A 16315-nucleotide genomic window follows, 5' to 3' on the forward strand; every position below is an offset into this window, starting at 1 on the left:
AAAACCTCCTAAATTATTTCGGATGAGCAGGATATTCACTGACTAAACAGGCAAAAACCAAACTATCGGTCCATTCCCCCTTGTTCCACCAGTCTTGGATAAAATGTGCTTCTTGGCGCAATCCAATCCGTTGGCAAAGCTTGGCTGAGGCCTGATTGCGGGCATCTAGCGTCGCTTGGACCCGATGGATCTTCTGACTGGCAAACAACCAGTCCAACAACTCTTTCAAGGCTTCTTGAGCAAACCCTTGTCCGCCAAATGACGGATGGAAGGCATAGCCGATTTCAACGGAAGACGGCTGACCAGTAGACCACACCGACAAATCGCCGATGACCGTTTGATCGTGTAGTACCGCCAAAGAAAGACCTGCTTGGTCCGTCAAGGTGTGCTGTTGACATTTTTTGGCAAAAGACGCCGCTGCCGTTTCTGTCTGCCAAGGCTCATGAAGTAAGAAACGGCAAACTTCCGCTTGCTGATAAATAGCAAAGGTATCGGCAAAATCACTTTCTTGAAACGGACGGATCGTTAACCGTTCACTTTCCATACATACCATAGACAGCCTCCATTTCTTTAGGGACATCTTACCATAGAACGAAATAGCCGAAAACATTATCAGAAAAATACAACAACTTTCTTGTAAAAGAGTGTAAATTTCATGAAAATTCTTCTTTTACAATCAGAACTTGCCAGTTGCTGCCTACTTACCACGCCTGCCAGCGGGCAAGAAAGGTTTTTTGCCAATCGCCCAAGGGCAAAATCACTCGCTGCATTTGAAAACGGTAGGTTTCCCCTTTATAAGTAAAGCGAATCTGGACGAGCATCCCTACAACAGGATCTTTGTGCTGTTTTTTTAGCTCAGCAAGCGGCAAGATTTTGTGCTGCAGGACTTTTGTCGAGAAAAGATTCAATGCCAAAATCGTCAATTGCTGATCATCTAAGACGAGCAGGGTACGGCTGGTGATGGCATTGAAGGACTGCCATTTTGCATAGCCGATCACAGCTCCTTCCGTCAAATAGGGGGCTGCCAACGCTTGGAAGGTTTTTTTATTTAAAAGAAACATGGGTAGAAAACTCCTTATAAGTAAGAATCGTTTTAGGCAGAGTGTCAACCATCATCGAACAGCGTGAAGACGCTTAGTCAGTTGTAAATGGCTGCAGCATCCGCCGAACTTTTTCAGTATACGCCTGTTTGAGGGCTAACGGTTCGATTTCTTTGATGGTTGGCCCAAATTGCAAGAGAAAGTCAGCTAGAAAATCAAGCTCATTTTCGCTGATATAGCCATCCAAACAAAGCTCACTAGAGCGTTCGGTCACTCTCATGTCAGGATATCGTTCTTGCATAACTCGTTCTTTCACTTGCGGTATCAAGCGGATCTGATAGGCCAATGTTTGAGTTATTACTCGCTGTTGCGTCTGTTTTCTGGCTAACTGATCTAAGGGATAGCCCTTTGTTGTCGTTACAACAAGTCCCTGCATTGTATCACAGCGATAGCGGCGAAAGGCCTGCTTTTGACAATCAAAGGCCAAACAATACCAGTAACCAGCACGAAAATCCAGCTGAAAGGGTTGTACGGTCTTGTTCGTTTTTTGATAACGCTGATAGGTAAATTGGATGACCTGTTCTTGTACGATCGCTGAAAAAAGCGCTGAGAGGATCGGTGCACTCGTCAATTGAGGCACCCCTTGAAATGAAACCGCCGTCTCCATTTTTTCTAACCAGTCGGTATCTCCTTGATAAAAAGACTGCAAAAGTTTTCGCCGCAGCCCTTGATAGCTCCGATCAAAAGGAGAATCGGATAATTTTTGTAAGAGCTGTAAAGCAAAGAAAAGGGTATAACGTTCATTTTTGTCAAAGTACAAGGGGGTCAGTTGATTTTTTAAGATCTGATAGCCGCCATAACGACCGGTTTCTACCACGAGAGGCAATCCCAGCTCTTCCAACGATTGGACATCGCGGACGGCTGTGCGTTTTGAAATCGCAAAGGTTTTCATCAAATCAGCTAGATGAAAAGTGGTTTTTCCTTGTAAATACAATAGCTCCTGAGTTAAACGTTCTGATTTTTTCATTTCTTTCTCCAATGGTGCCAAGTTTTGGCAATATTCACAGTTACACTTATGGTAACAAGAAAAGGAGGAACCAACAAATGATCGAACCAAAAATCGCTTTATTTTTAACCTTAGACGGCAAAGCCCAAGAAGCCATCCACTTTTATCAGGAAACATTAGACGCGACCCTCTTATTCGCCATCACCAACCAAGAATATCAAGAAAAACTTGATCCAACACTGGAGATTCTTGCAGGTCAAGAACAGTATCTTTCTCATTCCATCCTACAAATCGGAGATTTCCAGTTGCAGCTGGCTGACAATCCATTGATCGAAGGGGAGCCCATTCAAGCAGGGAATCACTTATCCTTGAGTTTGACGATAGACGACACCAAAACAGCTCAAAAGCTTTATCAACGACTAGTGGAAAAGGGCAGTCAGGTGATCCAGGCACCTAGTGAAAATCCGTTTGCGTTTTTTTATGCAAGTGTTCGCGATCCATTTGGTGTAATTATTCAGCTTACTGTCGAAAAAGAAGTTGATCCATCAAAAAAGGGTGAATGAAAAAAATCGTTTTTTAATAAAATATCCATAGAAGTTGACTAATTATCCAGCTTTCTTTCATCATCAGAATTATTTTTAAGGAATGTTTAAAGGACTTCACAGAAAAAGAATAAAACTTCTTAAAAAAATAGGCGGATCGCAAAAATTCTGGTACAATCGGGGAGAGCAATTCAGGAGAAATGAAGGAGGCACTATGGATAGAAAGACGAGATATAAACAGCAAAGAGCCCACAAAGCGCGCAACAAACGCGTGATTATTGGAGGAATCTTTCTTTTCGCCATTGCAGGCATCGTTTTATTTGCCGGCTATACGTATTATGCAGCAAAAAATTCAGTGGATAAAATGTTTAAAGAATCCGCTGTAATCAGTTCCAATAAAAGTAAAGAAGACAACTCATTGAAAGCTTCTGATGTTAATTCAAAGTTTGGGATCTTGCTGATGGGTGTCGATAATGACGCGGAACGTGAAAAGACAGAACATTTGGACAGTGCCCGTACCGACAGTTTGATTTACATGGTATATGATGGCGAAAACAAGAAAATCGATATGGTTAGTCTCCCTAGAGATATTTGGACCAATATTTATGATGGAACAGGAACTGGGACAATTGCTACTACAGCCAAGATCAATAGTGCATTCACGATTGGTGAGGAAGACGCAACGATTGAAACAGTCCAAAACTACCTGCAATTGCCAATTGACTATTACGTAAACATCAATTTTACAAGTTTTGAAAAAATAATCGATGCGATTGGCGGAATCACTGTTGATGTGCCTTACGACATCAACAAGAAATATACTTCAGACAACACGGGAGAAACGTTGATTCCAGAAGGACGTCAATTGTTGAACGGTGAACAAGCCTTGATTTTTGCCCGTATCCGGAAAATGGATACTGATGTGGATCGAGGAAACCGTCAGCAAGAAGTTATTGAAGCAGCGATCCACCAAGCTTTGAAAATCAATAATGTCACCAAGTACCAAGAAATTTTAGATTCTGTCAGCGAAGATGTGAATACAAACTTTAAGTTTGAAGACTTAGTATCTTTAGCGGGCAATATGTTGTCTGGGTTCGATATTCAAAAACATACCTTTGAATGGTACGATGGGGAATCTTATGATGGACAATCGATCGTATATATTCAAGACTATTCTTACAATGAAATCCGTAATGATATGCTGAAAGCCTTAGGTCAAGCACCAGCAGATTCGCAAGCAGATGCCAATACAGAAACACAAACCGGTGTTGGAAACGAGACAGGTGCAGGAACTGGTGACGGATACGGCTCGGATGTCGTTGATGACGGAACCGGCTACTAATCAAGAGAAAAAAGTCAGGAACATTCCTGACTTTTTTTATACCCTCAGACCTTTAAAAATCGATTGAAAACAAGTTCAGTCTCTCAAGCCGCTTTCGTTTGCAGCTCAGAAGTGCAGTGCTATTCTTAAGAAAAGAGACAACTTGTTGCAGCAAGTCATACACTGGGGGAGGAACCATGATGGAAAAACAGCAAGAACAAAAAGCCCGTAGAATCGTTTTGCTGACCCACGTCTTAGGGTTGATCATGAAAGCCATCGGCTACTTCTTTAGCGGCAGTGCTGTCTTGATGAACGAAAGTATCCATAGTCTGATCGATTGCATCAATCAAGGACTTCTAGCCATCGGTGAAAACCGAGCACAGCGAGGACGCAGTGAACTGCATCAGTTTGGTGAAGGACGAGCGACCTATTTTTTTAGTACCGTAGTTGCCATGACAGTTTTTTTAGGCGGTGGGATTTTAGCGGTTGTTGAAGCCAGCCGCGATTTGCTGGACCCAACCCACGAAGTGGAACAGCTCCAGCTGGTGGCAGCGATCTTATTTGTCAGTTTGTTCATTGAAGTGACGGCTGTACAAGAGGGATGGCAAGAAGTCAAAGAACAAAACAAGCAAAACCAGCCCCTCGTCCGTTTCTTAAAAGAAAGCCGCGATTCCGATCTGCTTTTAGGCTTCACGGAAAATTTGTTTGCCTTAGGTAGTGTGACGATCGCCATCGCAGGAATCTCATTGACTGCTTTGACAGGCAATCCGGTATTTGATTCCCTCGGGGGCATTTTAGGTGGATTGTTGTTGATAGCTGCTGCTGTCTTTTTAGCCAAAGAATTTTATAGCCTTTTGATTGGCGAAGGGGCATCCGCATCAGATTTAATGGCGATCAAACAAATTTTAGCCAACCCTGCCATCATTCAAATCAAAGATTTACGAACCCTCCATCTAAGCCCAGAGGAACTTTTGATCGTCGCCGACCTTAGCTTGAAACTAGCGCCGGATGAAGAACCAAGCACGTTTATTGATACCATTGAGCAGCAAATAAAACAGGCTTTGCCTGAACTGAGGGTCTATTGCTATATCGAGAGTGAGGAAGTTCCCTCATAAAGTAGAATAAATACGAAGCATTCTTCGGTTGGTGATTCACAATTCAACACAGGAATGCTTGTTTTGGGTAGTGGTGAGCTCGTGTTGAATGAACACAAAGGATCAATGGCTTGTTTTAACTTTAGGCTTTTTTGACGATCAGGAATTAGATTGTAAGCGGAAAGATGCAGCGATTTATCTATTTTTTTAGCAGTAAACAGTTTTTTTGTTCAAAAGTTTGTGTTTTTTTGTTAAAATAAAGTAAGGACAATGAGCGTTCTCTTTTTAAAGTTATTTTTTTGCTAGAGTTGTAACATTGTAAATCACAACATAGCGAAAGCTCAGGTTATTAAGAAAACGCCGAAACGAGTGCCTGTTTGCCATTACTGGCACGCTGTCAAATCGACACCAAAAGCTGAGGTGCTAATTTTGTCACGACTGTTTTTTTACTTTACTTGTGAAGCAAAATCCTTTGCGAACATCTTCATCCATGATAGGTTAGAAATAGGCCGAATGGTTTTTTCACAAAGTACGTACATAGAAAGATCACTTGCGACTACCAAAAAAAGTTACTTCACTGCTCGCAAAATGATCGATGCTCATCACACATACCTTTTCCCTCAGCCAGTCAATCTGCGCTTGCTTTTCTTATTGGTTATATTCCCTTCAATCAGCAATTGCCTGAACCGATTAAAAATCAAAAAATGACTGTGCAAGGTATCTGTACCGATTTATCCCTTCAGAAACGTGGAAACCCTCGGCAAGAAGTTTACAATTAAAAGGAGGAATTTGATGGAAAAATTTTACCAGCAAAAGACTGAAGAGACCTTGAAACATTTTGAAAGTGACCGCAAGCAAGGCCTAAGCGGGAAAGAAGCCGACAAACGCTTAGAAAAATACGGAGAAAACACGATCCAGCAACAAGAATCCCTTTCTGTATGGGAATTGCTGTGGCATAACTTGAACAACTTGATTGTTTATCTCTTGCTAGCAGCTGCGTTACTCTCTTTTGCGATGGGGGAAACGGTTGAAGGAATTGCAGTATTGATTGCCGTGGTGATTGCTGTAATGACCGGTTTCATTACAGAATTACGAGCACAAAAATCAATTGATTCACTTCAAAGCATGATTTACACTACCGCAAAAGTGATTCGTGATGGAGAAGTAATGGAGATCGAGTCGGCAAAGATCGTTCCAGGCGATATTCTCGTTTTGGAAGAAGGGGATGCTATTGCGGCAGATGCCCGCTTACTTGAAACGAGCAACTTTGCCTGCATCGAATCAGCGCTGACCGGTGAGTCAGAAGCTGTTGAAAAAGATGCACGAGAAACTTATGAAGAAGATGTTCCATTAGGCGATCGCCGCAATGTCGTTTTCGCAGGAACTGCGGCAACTCGGGGAAATGCCTATGCAGTAGTGACAGAAACCGGCATGAAGACCGAGGTCGGAAAAATCAGTGACATGCTGACGGGTGACAAAAAGCGTCAAACGCCGTTAGATATCGAATTGGACAAGCTTGGAAAAGCAATCATTATTGCAGCGCTCTTTGCTGCGGTGGCAGTTTTGGTCGCAGGTATTTTGACGAATCAGCCATTTGTCGAAATGATCCATATTTCGATTATTTTAGCGGTCGCAGCCATTCCTGAAGCAATGCCAGCCGTTTCGACAATCACATTGTCTCGAGGCATGCGGACGATGGCCGAGCACAAAGCACTCGTCAAATCGTTATCTGCCGTCGAGACTCTTGGCGCCACCAGTATCATTGCCAGTGATAAAACGGGGACGCTGACAGAAAACCAAATGACGGTTGCCGAGATTATTTTAGGTTCTGGGGAAATGTTCAAAGTGACAGGAAATGGGTATGAACCCAACGGAAAATTCTATAAGGCAGACTCGGATGATAATTCCGAGATCGACGCAACCAATCATGATGCACTGCAAGGGATGGTTGCAAATGGCGCTTTATGTACCACCGCCACTTTACGTGAAAACGAAGGGCAATACGAGATCCTCGGTGATCCAACGGATGGGGCGTTTGTCGTTTTAGGTCAAAAGATCGGCATCGATCGGCAAAAAGAGCAGGACAGCGGGCTGAAGAAAATCGCAGAAATGCCCTTTGATTCCGACAACAAATACATGGTGACCGTGTATGAAGGAGAGCAACGGACATTGATCATCAAAGGGGCACCAGATGTCTTAATTGATTTAGCTGATGCTGATGCCACAGAAAAAGAACAACTTCATGAATACAATGACACGTTAGCCAGTCATGGGCAGCGGGTGATCGCTGTCGGTTGCATCAAGGATTATCAAGGTGGGACGGACGAAGCAGAACTGAAAGCAGCATTACAGGAAATCAAGATCCAAGGCTTTGCGGGCATCGTCGATCCGCCACGAACAGATGTCAAAGAGGCAGTGAAGGTCGCCCAAGAAGCGGGGATCCGAGTGAAGATGATCACGGGGGACCATCCGAAGACCGCATCAATGATCGCCAAAGAAATTGGCTTAAAAGATCATGAAAAAACCATGACAGGTCGCGAGATCGATGAATTGGCAGGGCAGGAAGGCTTTAACGAAAAAATCGAAGAAGTCGCTGTCTTTGCTCGAGTCTCTCCAAAAAATAAATTACAACTTGTGGAAGCCTTGCGTGAAGAAGGCGATATCGTTTCTATGACTGGCGATGGCGTTAACGATGCGCCGGCACTCAACGGCGCCGATATCGGGATCGCCATGGGGATTCGTGGGACAGAAGTAGCCAAAGAATCTTCCGATATGATTTTAACGGATGACCGTTTTGGAACAATCGTCGATGCCATCAAAGAAGGACGCATCATTTTTGACAACATCAAAAAATATGTTTCTTTCTTATTCTCATGTAATATGGTTGAGATCGTGACGATCTTTTTAAGTGTCATCTTCTTGATGCCAATGCCGATCCAACCGCTGCATATCCTTTTCTTAAATCTAGTCATCGATATTGCGCCAGCAATGGCGTTAGCCTTTGAACCAGCAGAAGACGATATCATGAAACGTCAGCCACGGTCGAAAGCTGATGGCCTCGTCAACAAACGCTTCTTAGGACGCATCATTTTAAGTGGTGTTGTGATTGGTTTGGTGGCGTTTGGCTTCTTCAATTTCTTGATGTTGACGGATCACGAGTTGCTTTATGCACAAACAGCGACCTTTACCTTTATGGCAGTAGCGCAATTGATGCATATTTTCAACGTTCGTAAGAGCAGCGGTTTTGGCTTAGACAAAACTCTCTTGAAAAACAAACCGTTGATGGGGGCATTGCTCCTTTCCGTAGGTTTGCAGCTTTCAGCAGTCTATGTACCGTTTATGAATGAGCTATTAGACACGATGCCAATTCAAGCCGGCACGTGGGGGATCATCTTCGCTGCTGCAGCGATCTCTACACTGATTGTGATGGGCTTGAAGAAACTCTTCCAATTAAAATAAAATAAATTCTCCAGTATTTTCTCAATACCGGAGTAACGAAGACCCGCAGCCTAATGGCGCAACTTCGCCAAAGGATTCTTGATTCGATCCTTGATGAAGTTCGCCTAGCTGCGGGTCTTTTTTGCTTACTCTTTACAAGCAAAAGAAAATGATTTATACTTGACTAGTCAACAGTTGACAAGTCAATGATGAAAGGAGCGGTTTATGCAATGAATTTACGTGAGCTAAGCGGATTGCTGTATCGGATGAAAATCGTGAATCAAGAATTAACGGCGATCTTTGAAAAAGAGACTGGCTTTAGTCTGACCCGTTATCAGTTGCTGCAGTTTTTGAATGAGCAAGGACGCTGTACCCAAAACCAAGTACAGAATGAATTGAAGATCGATAGTGCAGCGGTCACTCGGCATTTGAAGATTCTCGAAGAAAAACAATTTGTGACACGGGAACGAAACAAAGACAATAACCGCGAGATTTTTGTTTCTTTGACACCGAAAGCACAAGCCGATTTGGCTAGTTGTGCTTCAAAGCATGCCAGCTCTGAGGAGACGTTAGGCATCAATTTGACCGAAGAAGAAGAAGCACAGCTTCTAACATTACTTATGAAATTAGTTCCATGAAAGAAGGCAAACCCATGACAGAATACAGCAATAACAATTTTTCAGAGATTACCTTTGGCCGAAAATCGGTCCGTGTCTATGATGAAACCTACAAAATCCCTCATGAAGAAATGTTGACCATGATCCAAGAGTCAACGACAGCACCTTCCTCAGTCAATATGCAGCCTTGGCGCTTTGTCGTTGTGGAAAGCGATGAGCAAAAAGCAAAATTGAAACCGTTGATTCGTTTCAACGTCCGACAAAATGATACATCTTCTGCAATGGTCTTGATTTTTGGCGATATGCTTTGTCATGAACTAGGAGAAGAAATTTATAACAAAGCAGTAGCAGAAGGCAAAATGCCAGCGGAAGTACGTGACCAACAATTAGCAGCGATCATTCCTCATTACGAAAATCTTACAAAAGAACAAATGAATGATGTGGTGAAGATCGACGCTAGTTTAGCAGCGATGCAATTTATGTTAGTTGCGCGGGCGCATGGCTATGAAACCAACCCAATCGGCGGTTTTGAAGCAGATCAATTAGCAGAAGCTTTTGGCTTAGACAAAGAACGTTATGTTCCTGTCATGATCCTTTCAGTCGGAAAAGCCAAAGAATTAGGCTATGAATCCGTTCGGTTAGACGCAGAACAAATTACGACATTTCTATAAGAGGAGGGAAAACGATGGAAATCATCAATGCAACGTTTTACATCAAAGAAGAAAAGCGGGCAGATTTTTTAGCCGCTGTTACCCCATTAATAGCATCGGCAAGAACTGAGGATGGCTGCCACGGCTATCATCTCTATGAATCATTGGAAGAGAACAATCGGTTTGTCATGGTCGAAAAATGGGCGAATCAAGAAGCGATCACCGCTCACAATCAAAACCCGCTGCTGCAACAATTATTCCAACAAATGCCTGACTTTGCAGCCAAACCGAGCGAGATCGTTGTCGCTCATCAAGGAGAATAAAGATGACGATTTTATCGACGATTTTGATTGTACTGGTTGCCTTAGAGTTTTTCTATATTCTCTATTTAGAAACATTTGCCACTACGTCCAAAGCAACGGCGCGGGTCTTCAACGTGACGAAAGCAGAACTTGAACGACCGATCGTTGTGACCTTGTTCAAAAACCAAGGGGTTTACAATGGACTCATTGGTTTGGGGTTACTGTATAGTATTACCTTTGCTTCAGCACCATTGGAAATCAGTCGCTTGTCGCTGATCTACATTATCTTAGTAGCTGCATATGGCAGTGTGACTAGCGACAAGAAAATTATTTTGACCCAAGGCGGTCTAGCGATCCTTGCCTTGCTGTCCACCTTTTTTTAACCAATAAAAGAAGAAGCCCCCTAATCTAAGAAAGCCTTTCTATACAATAGAAGCTTTCTTAAATCGGGGGCTTTTAATGTTTGGGCAAAGAGTACTCAGAACGTGAAAAAAATGATAGGATAAGAGAAGGGACTAACGATTTTCTGGACGTAAACTGGTTGCCGCAAATAAGGCTTTTACTAGAATGGGTGTTAAGATCGCAGCTGTGATCACCTCAGAGATTCCATTCGTTATAGCAATTCCACCGAGGGTCACGAATAAAGCCGAAGCATCGACACCATAGGTATTGGCAACTAACCCAGTATATAAGGTTCCCATTAGGGTTAAGACCAAAACTGTATTTGTGATGGTCCCAAAGATCGCTGCAACAATCGAAGCAGCGACGACTTTTTTGGTCTTTTTGTAAATGATCGTAAATAAGAGACCAGCCACTAAGCCAACCAACACACGGGGGACCACTGAGATGATTGGGTTGGTGAAAACGGCAATGTCCAAGGGCGTTGTCGGGGAGGTAAACGCACGGATCATGGTAAAAATGCCCCAGACTAAGCCAATGAACATCCCGTCTTTTGTCCCTAAAACGATGGCAGCGACGATTACCGTGATATGGATGATCGTCAAACTAGTGATACCGATCGGAATAAATCCAAGGAAAGGCACCATCGTCTGTAAAATAATAATAGCAGTCAAAATGGCACGAATGACAAGGCGATAGGTTTTGCTTTTTGTATTCATTGTAAAAACTCCTTTTTTATAATGACACTCGTGTCATTTTTAAGTTAGGTTGATTATACAACAAAATGACACGAGTGTCATTAATAATGTGATGAAAGGAGCCAAAAAAATGGCGAAGAAGCAGCAGAGCGAATTGACTACAGCTGAAAAGAAAAAACAACAAAAGCGTGATTTGATTCTTGAAAGTGCCAAAGTCGTCTTTAGTAAGAAAGGTTTGATTGATGCGACAATGAAGGACATTATTGAAGAGTGCGGCATTAGTCGCGGCGGCATTTATTTGTACTTTCGTTCGGTGGATGAGATTTTTTTGGCAGTGTTAGAGCAGCGTTCCAAACGAAAATTTGATGATGTACGAGAGATGATCATGGAGCAAGTACCCTTTGAAACGATTTTAAACAAATATTTTTCCGACCATCGCAAGCGTCTACTCCACAGCATTTCTGACGGTATGCTGCGAGCCGTCTATGAGTATTACTATACGCATAAAACCGAAGCCTCCAGTTCACTGCAGCAAGCTCAACTCGCTGAGACGAAACGGACGATCCATGAGATTTTTCAAGTGGGCGTTCAGCAAGGTGTATTAAAAGATGAAAACTTGGCAGTGATTGCAGAAAACTATATGTTCGTGATTGAAGGATTAGGGATTTTGGCTCTGACCGGTCACATCACAGAACAGACCATTGATGACCAAATCGCCGTAATGAGACAACTACTCCCTTATCGTGAATAACACAGACAAAAAAACCTCGCTCTTTTCTAGAAAACACTAGGAAGGAGCTTTTTTCGTCTGTTTATAACTTTGTGAATCAAGCATATTTTGCAGAAAATTAATGTAATAAAAGTGAAATCTACAACATTATTTATTTTTTCTTAAGAAAAAGGACTTTTTCTATGAAGTTTTCTTGAACAGTTGATACATAGGGATTCACTCGGCGTGTCGGTGGGATAGGAGTGGGGAACATGTAATAAAAAAACAGAGCTTATTTATGTAACTAAAATGTAAATCGCTTACGGATTGGGTTTGTTGCTGAACTATGGTAAAATTAAAATGGTCAAATAAATGAAAAAAAAGTTTTAAAATTGAATTTGGAGGATCAGATGAAGAAGAAAATCTTTGCAACAGTGTGTATGTGCGGCATTGTATTGTCATCATTCGGCGGACCTGTGACCGTTTTTGCTACGAATCACGATCAATTGATTGAACAAAAAAATAACGAAATTGATCAGTTGAGACAGCAACGTCAAAGCGTACAAGGGGAAATTGACGGATTGTCTGCAGAAATTGATTCGTTAAATCAAGAAGCAGCAATCATTTTAGCGCAGCAAAGTGATTTGTTGCAAGCGATCGAAGGATTGGATCAGGAAATCAGTCAGTTAGAAGAGCGCATTGCCAAACGCTCAGAAAACATTGAAAAGCAAGCCAGAGAAACACAAGTTAATGGAAAAGGCGACCATTTTCTAACAGCGGTACTAGAGGCGGACTCTGTCAGTGATCTAGTCGGTCGTTTGCATGCGATGACGACGATCATTCGAGCGAATAATGAAGTGATCGAACAGCAAAAAGCCGACCAACAAGCTGTTGAACAAAAGCGTGCGGAATCACAAGAAAAAGTGGCAGAATTGCAAGCAGCACAGAGCCATCTGGAAGCACAAAAAGGTGTTTTGGAAGCAAGCCAAGCAGAATTAAATGTCTTAGTTAGTAATTTAGCCTACGAAGAAGCAACGAAAGAAGAAGAAAAAGAACAGCTGCGTGCGGAAAAAGAAGCCTATGAAGCGGAGCAAGCAAGAATTCGTGAAGAAGCTGCCCGAGTAGCTGCTTTACAAGCCCAAGCGGAACAAGCGGCGCAACAGCAGGCAGAACAAGCTGCAGCGGAAGAAGCAGCCTTGAATGAAGCAGCTGTTCAAGTAGAGAGCACAGAACCTGACGTAGAAACAGAGAGCCCAGCGCCAGTGGAAGAGCCAGAAGCACCAGCAGAAACGCAACCAGAGGAAACGCAAGAATCTGAACCGGTTGAAACACCAGAGGTTCCAGAGGAAACACCAGTAGATACACCAGAAATTCATGAGCCAGAAACACCAGTGACACCTGCAGCACCGGAGACGCCAGCGGACAGTGCACCTGCAGTTCCTGCACCAACGCCAGCACCGACGCCAGTTACACCAACACCGGCGCCAACGCCTGCTCCGTCACCTGCACCGATCGTGACGCCGCCAGCACCTTCTGCACCAGCATCAACAAATGGTGCTGCAATCGTGGCAGAAGCCTATAAGCATATCGGAAAACCCTATGTGTGGGGTGCCAAAGGACCGGACAGCTTTGACTGTTCTGGGTTTACTCGCTATGTCTTTTTACAAGTAACAGGGAGAGATATTGGTGGATGGACGGTGCCACAAGAAACAGCCGGTACAGTGATTTCCGTTAGCCAAGCACAACCAGGAGATCTTTTATTCTGGGGTTCATCAGGTAGCACCTATCATGTAGCCATTGCTTTAGGTGGCGGACAATACATTCATGCACCACGCCCAGGACAAAATATTTCTGTTGGCAGCACCGCTCATTTTACACCTAGCTTTGCAGTAAGAATGTAAGAAGTAGCTAGCTGTAGTTTTAAGGAGAGACAAATGGAAGAAAGAAAACAACTTCGTTATCGTGCGAAGAAACAAAAAAGAGGGCTTCTTTACCGTAAAAGTGCGGCGGCAACCGCTGCACTTGTTAGTACGGTGAATATTTTGCCGATGAATGTTTTAGCAGATACACTCGAGTCAGCAGAAGCCCAAAATGGTGTTCAAGTAGTTGAAACAGCAGAGTCAACCCAAGACACATCGACGCATGATTCAGTGAGCATTGTAGAAGATCAAGAAGTGAACGAGGGATCACCAGCAACTCAAGATAGTACCGATCCATCAGAAGCTGAAAGTGCGGATGGAGTAGACATCCAAGAGGTACCCGAAAATGCACCAGCAGATGATGCTTCTGAACAGAATGAAGCAGAAACCGATAGTGATATTCCTGTTCTGTCAGAAGAAGAGCGGATCGCCATTGAAACGAAGGTCATGCCCAACTACAACAATCCAATGGCACGTTCCAACAATCAGCAAGCATTTATTCAGCAAGTAGGACCAATGGCACAAGAAGTTGCCGGGGCAAATGACCTCTACGCTTCGGTCATGATTGCCCAAGCGATCTTAGAATCGGGTTGGGGGCAATCCACGCTGACCACTCTTGCAAATAATATGTTTGGTATCAAGGGATCTTACAATGGACAATTTGTAGAGATGCAAACCATGGAAGATGACGGGAATGGCAATCTCTATCCGATTATTGCTAGGTTTCGTAAATACCCCTCATTAAAAGAATCTTTTCAAGACAATGCGCACGTTTTGAGAACTACCTCATTTTCGCCGGGTGTTTTCTTCTACCATGGGGCATGGAAGTCTAATACAAATTCTTATCGTGACGCGACTCAATGGCTGCAAGGACGTTATGCCACCGATACTTCTTATGCAAGTAAGCTAAACAACTTGATTGAAACGCACAATTTGACCCAGTACGATACATCAAGTGGTGGCGGTTCAAATGATAACAACAATAACAATTCTGAGCAGGCGATCAATAAGCAATTCAGAACAAATGCAGCACTCAATATCCGTTCGGATGCTTCCACTAGCGCCTCGATCGTTGGTTCATTGGCTGCCAATGCAACATTTGAAGCAGTAGCGCAAAAAACTGGTACCAGTGTGAACGGCAATACGACGTGGTATCGAATTCAAGGACGTGGCTGGGTAAGTGCTGCTCACGTGACGGAGATCTCATCGAATACGGGTGGGAATGATAACAACAATAATAATGGTAACAACAACAATAACAACAATGCCGAACAAAGCATCAACAAAGAGTTCCGCACAACTGCTGCCTTGAACATCCGTTCAGATGCATCGACTAGCGCTTCTGTTGTTGGCTCCTTGGCAAGTAATGCGACATTTCGAGCAGTCGCTCAAAAGACGGGAACGAGTGTCAACGGAAACAATGTGTGGTATCGAATTCAAGGACGCGGCTGGGTGAGTGCTACGTACGTGACAGAAGTGAACGCTGGAAGTAATAGCTCTGAGCAAAGCATCAACAAAGAGTTTCGTACAACCGCAACATTAAATATTCGCTCTGATGCGTCTACCAGTGCCAGAATTGTTGGTTCTTTGTTAAACAACTCTTCTTTTCGCGCGGTTGCGCAAAAGACCGGAACCAGTGTGAATGGCAACAACGTCTGGTATCGAATTGAAGGGCGTGGCTGGGTAAGTGCAGCGTATGTTCAAGAAACGAACACTTCCTCATCAAACAGCACCACCTATACCGTACGTTCGGGAGACACTCTATGGGGCATTTCGCAACGCTACAGTGTGACTGTGAATCAGTTGATGCAGTGGAATAATCTTTCTGGCTCATTGATTCTTGTAGGACAGCGTCTTGTAGTCCGTAGATAAAATGAAAAAACATCTGGAACCATTTTTGCGGCTATTTGCCAAAATGGTTCCAGATGTTTTGTTTATTCTTCTTTGAAGCTGTTCATGATCGCTGTTAGCTCGTCTTTTGAAGAGTCGTATAAGCTTTCTAACGTCCAACCATACAACTGAACATAATTATTGTCGGTTTCAAGTACATAATAAATATAGTGGATATTTAGCCCCTCAACTGTCGCTGGGAGATCAACGAAATAGGCCTTCGTGTCAGGAATTGGTAAAAAGGTGGCGGTCGTATCGAAGCTTGTTGCCAAATTTTCTTGAACCAATCCGAGATACGTTTCTAAATCGGCAAAATCTTGTTTCGATTCAACGACTGCAGCTAAGTATTTCGTTTCTAACGCATCTGACAACATGAAATCATTGTCAGGATTCAATGAAGTGAAATCGGGTACCTCTTGCCAATTACTAGGCAAATCGATGGTATAGTTTGTTCCACTCACGCCTGTGATGGTTTGTTCCGAACTCGGTAAAGCCGCTTCGCTGGAAGAGCCCGTCGATTCTTGCGCGACTTCTGTTGACGAAGTCATAGATAAGCTTGTAGCGCTTGCATTTTCCGTGCTTTCTGAAGCTGGTTTCTCCTCTTTTGGCGTACAGCCAGCAAAAAGAAGTGTGAACCCCAATAAACTAAAAACAACACTTTTTCTCATTATTCTCACGTTCCCCTTTGTT

16 protein-coding genes are annotated in these 16315 nt (G+C 43.3%); 11 read left to right on the forward strand and 5 right to left on the reverse strand.

From position 1 onward, the window contains the following. Positions 1–13: 13 nt before the first annotated feature. The 3 genes from IGI88_RS13370 to IGI88_RS13380 form a co-directional block, all read right to left on the reverse strand. Entirely contained in the window at positions 14–553 is a 540-nt protein-coding gene (locus IGI88_RS13370; protein WP_429960644.1) for a GNAT family N-acetyltransferase, read from the reverse strand. Between the two features lie 148 nt (positions 554–701). Then, the gene (locus IGI88_RS13375) at positions 702–1061 is read right to left on the reverse strand and encodes a hypothetical protein (protein ID WP_429960645.1); all 360 of its coding nucleotides are present in this window, start codon (positions 1059–1061) and stop codon (positions 702–704) included. A gap of 73 nt (positions 1062–1134) precedes the next feature. Beyond that, positions 1135–2067: a WYL domain-containing protein gene (locus IGI88_RS13380; protein ID WP_218193188.1), complete on the reverse strand. Its 933-nt coding sequence runs from the start codon at positions 2065–2067 to the stop codon at positions 1135–1137. Between the two features lie 77 nt (positions 2068–2144). On the opposite strand from IGI88_RS13380, the gene IGI88_RS13385 reads away from it, so the two are divergent. The 8 genes from IGI88_RS13385 (at position 2145) to IGI88_RS13420 (ending at position 10393) form a co-directional block, all read left to right on the forward strand. Then, a complete protein-coding gene (locus IGI88_RS13385; protein ID WP_086373142.1) occupies positions 2145–2609 on the forward strand; it encodes a VOC family protein in 465 nt (154 codons plus the stop codon). Between the two features lie 193 nt (positions 2610–2802). Continuing rightward, positions 2803–3930, forward strand: coding sequence for an LCP family protein (locus tag IGI88_RS13390; RefSeq protein ID WP_008378814.1), 1128 nt, complete (start codon positions 2803–2805; stop codon positions 3928–3930). Between the two features lie 176 nt (positions 3931–4106). Beyond that, entirely contained in the window at positions 4107–5024 is a 918-nt protein-coding gene (locus tag IGI88_RS13395; RefSeq protein WP_429960646.1) for a cation diffusion facilitator family transporter, read from the forward strand. Positions 5025–5795: 771 nt separating this feature from the next. Next, positions 5796–8462, forward strand: a complete 2667-nt coding sequence (locus IGI88_RS13400; RefSeq protein WP_086296856.1) for a cation-translocating P-type ATPase — start codon at positions 5796–5798, stop codon at positions 8460–8462. Between the two features lie 209 nt (positions 8463–8671). Beyond that, positions 8672–9079 carry a MarR family winged helix-turn-helix transcriptional regulator gene (locus tag IGI88_RS13405; RefSeq protein ID WP_086373139.1) on the forward strand — a complete coding sequence of 136 codons (408 nt, stop codon included), beginning with the start codon at positions 8672–8674 and terminating at the stop codon, positions 9077–9079. Between the two features lie 14 nt (positions 9080–9093). After that, positions 9094–9729: a nitroreductase family protein gene (locus IGI88_RS13410; RefSeq protein WP_008378805.1), complete on the forward strand. Its 636-nt coding sequence runs from the start codon at positions 9094–9096 to the stop codon at positions 9727–9729. A 14-nt stretch (positions 9730–9743) separates the two neighbouring features. Beyond that, positions 9744–10031, forward strand: coding sequence for a putative quinol monooxygenase (locus tag IGI88_RS13415; RefSeq protein ID WP_086373138.1), 288 nt, complete (start codon positions 9744–9746; stop codon positions 10029–10031). Between the two features lie 2 nt (positions 10032–10033). Continuing rightward, positions 10034–10393, forward strand: coding sequence for a DUF1304 domain-containing protein (locus IGI88_RS13420; RefSeq protein WP_429960647.1), 360 nt, complete (start codon positions 10034–10036; stop codon positions 10391–10393). Between the two features lie 132 nt (positions 10394–10525). On the opposite strand, the gene IGI88_RS13425 is transcribed toward IGI88_RS13420, so the two are convergent. Continuing rightward, positions 10526–11128: an ECF transporter S component gene (locus IGI88_RS13425; protein WP_005234954.1), complete on the reverse strand. Its 603-nt coding sequence runs from the start codon at positions 11126–11128 to the stop codon at positions 10526–10528. Positions 11129–11237: 109 nt separating this feature from the next. On the opposite strand from IGI88_RS13425, the gene IGI88_RS13430 reads away from it, so the two are divergent. The 3 genes from IGI88_RS13430 to IGI88_RS13440 all read left to right on the forward strand — a co-directional run bounded on the left by IGI88_RS13430 (position 11238) and on the right by IGI88_RS13440 (position 15607). Next, positions 11238–11858: a TetR/AcrR family transcriptional regulator gene (locus tag IGI88_RS13430; protein ID WP_005225615.1), complete on the forward strand. Its 621-nt coding sequence runs from the start codon at positions 11238–11240 to the stop codon at positions 11856–11858. A 368-nt stretch (positions 11859–12226) separates the two neighbouring features. Further along, positions 12227–13717: an NlpC/P60 family protein gene (locus tag IGI88_RS13435; protein ID WP_429960648.1), complete on the forward strand. Its 1491-nt coding sequence runs from the start codon at positions 12227–12229 to the stop codon at positions 13715–13717. 33 nt (positions 13718–13750) lie between these two features. Next, positions 13751–15607 (forward strand): glucosaminidase domain-containing protein, encoded by a 1857-nt coding sequence (locus tag IGI88_RS13440; protein WP_005234959.1) that lies wholly within the window; start codon positions 13751–13753, stop codon positions 15605–15607. A gap of 62 nt (positions 15608–15669) precedes the next feature. Here IGI88_RS13440 and IGI88_RS13445 read toward each other — a convergent pair whose 3' ends face one another. Then, on the reverse strand, positions 15670–16293 hold the full coding sequence (locus tag IGI88_RS13445; RefSeq protein WP_429960649.1) for a hypothetical protein: 624 nt from the start codon (positions 16291–16293) through the stop codon (positions 15670–15672). Positions 16294–16315 lie beyond the last annotated feature (22 nt).

This window comes from Enterococcus sp. AZ179 (genome assembly GCF_050498885.1).
Classification (GTDB): Bacteria; Bacillota; Bacilli; order Lactobacillales; family Enterococcaceae; genus Enterococcus_D; species Enterococcus_D entomosocium.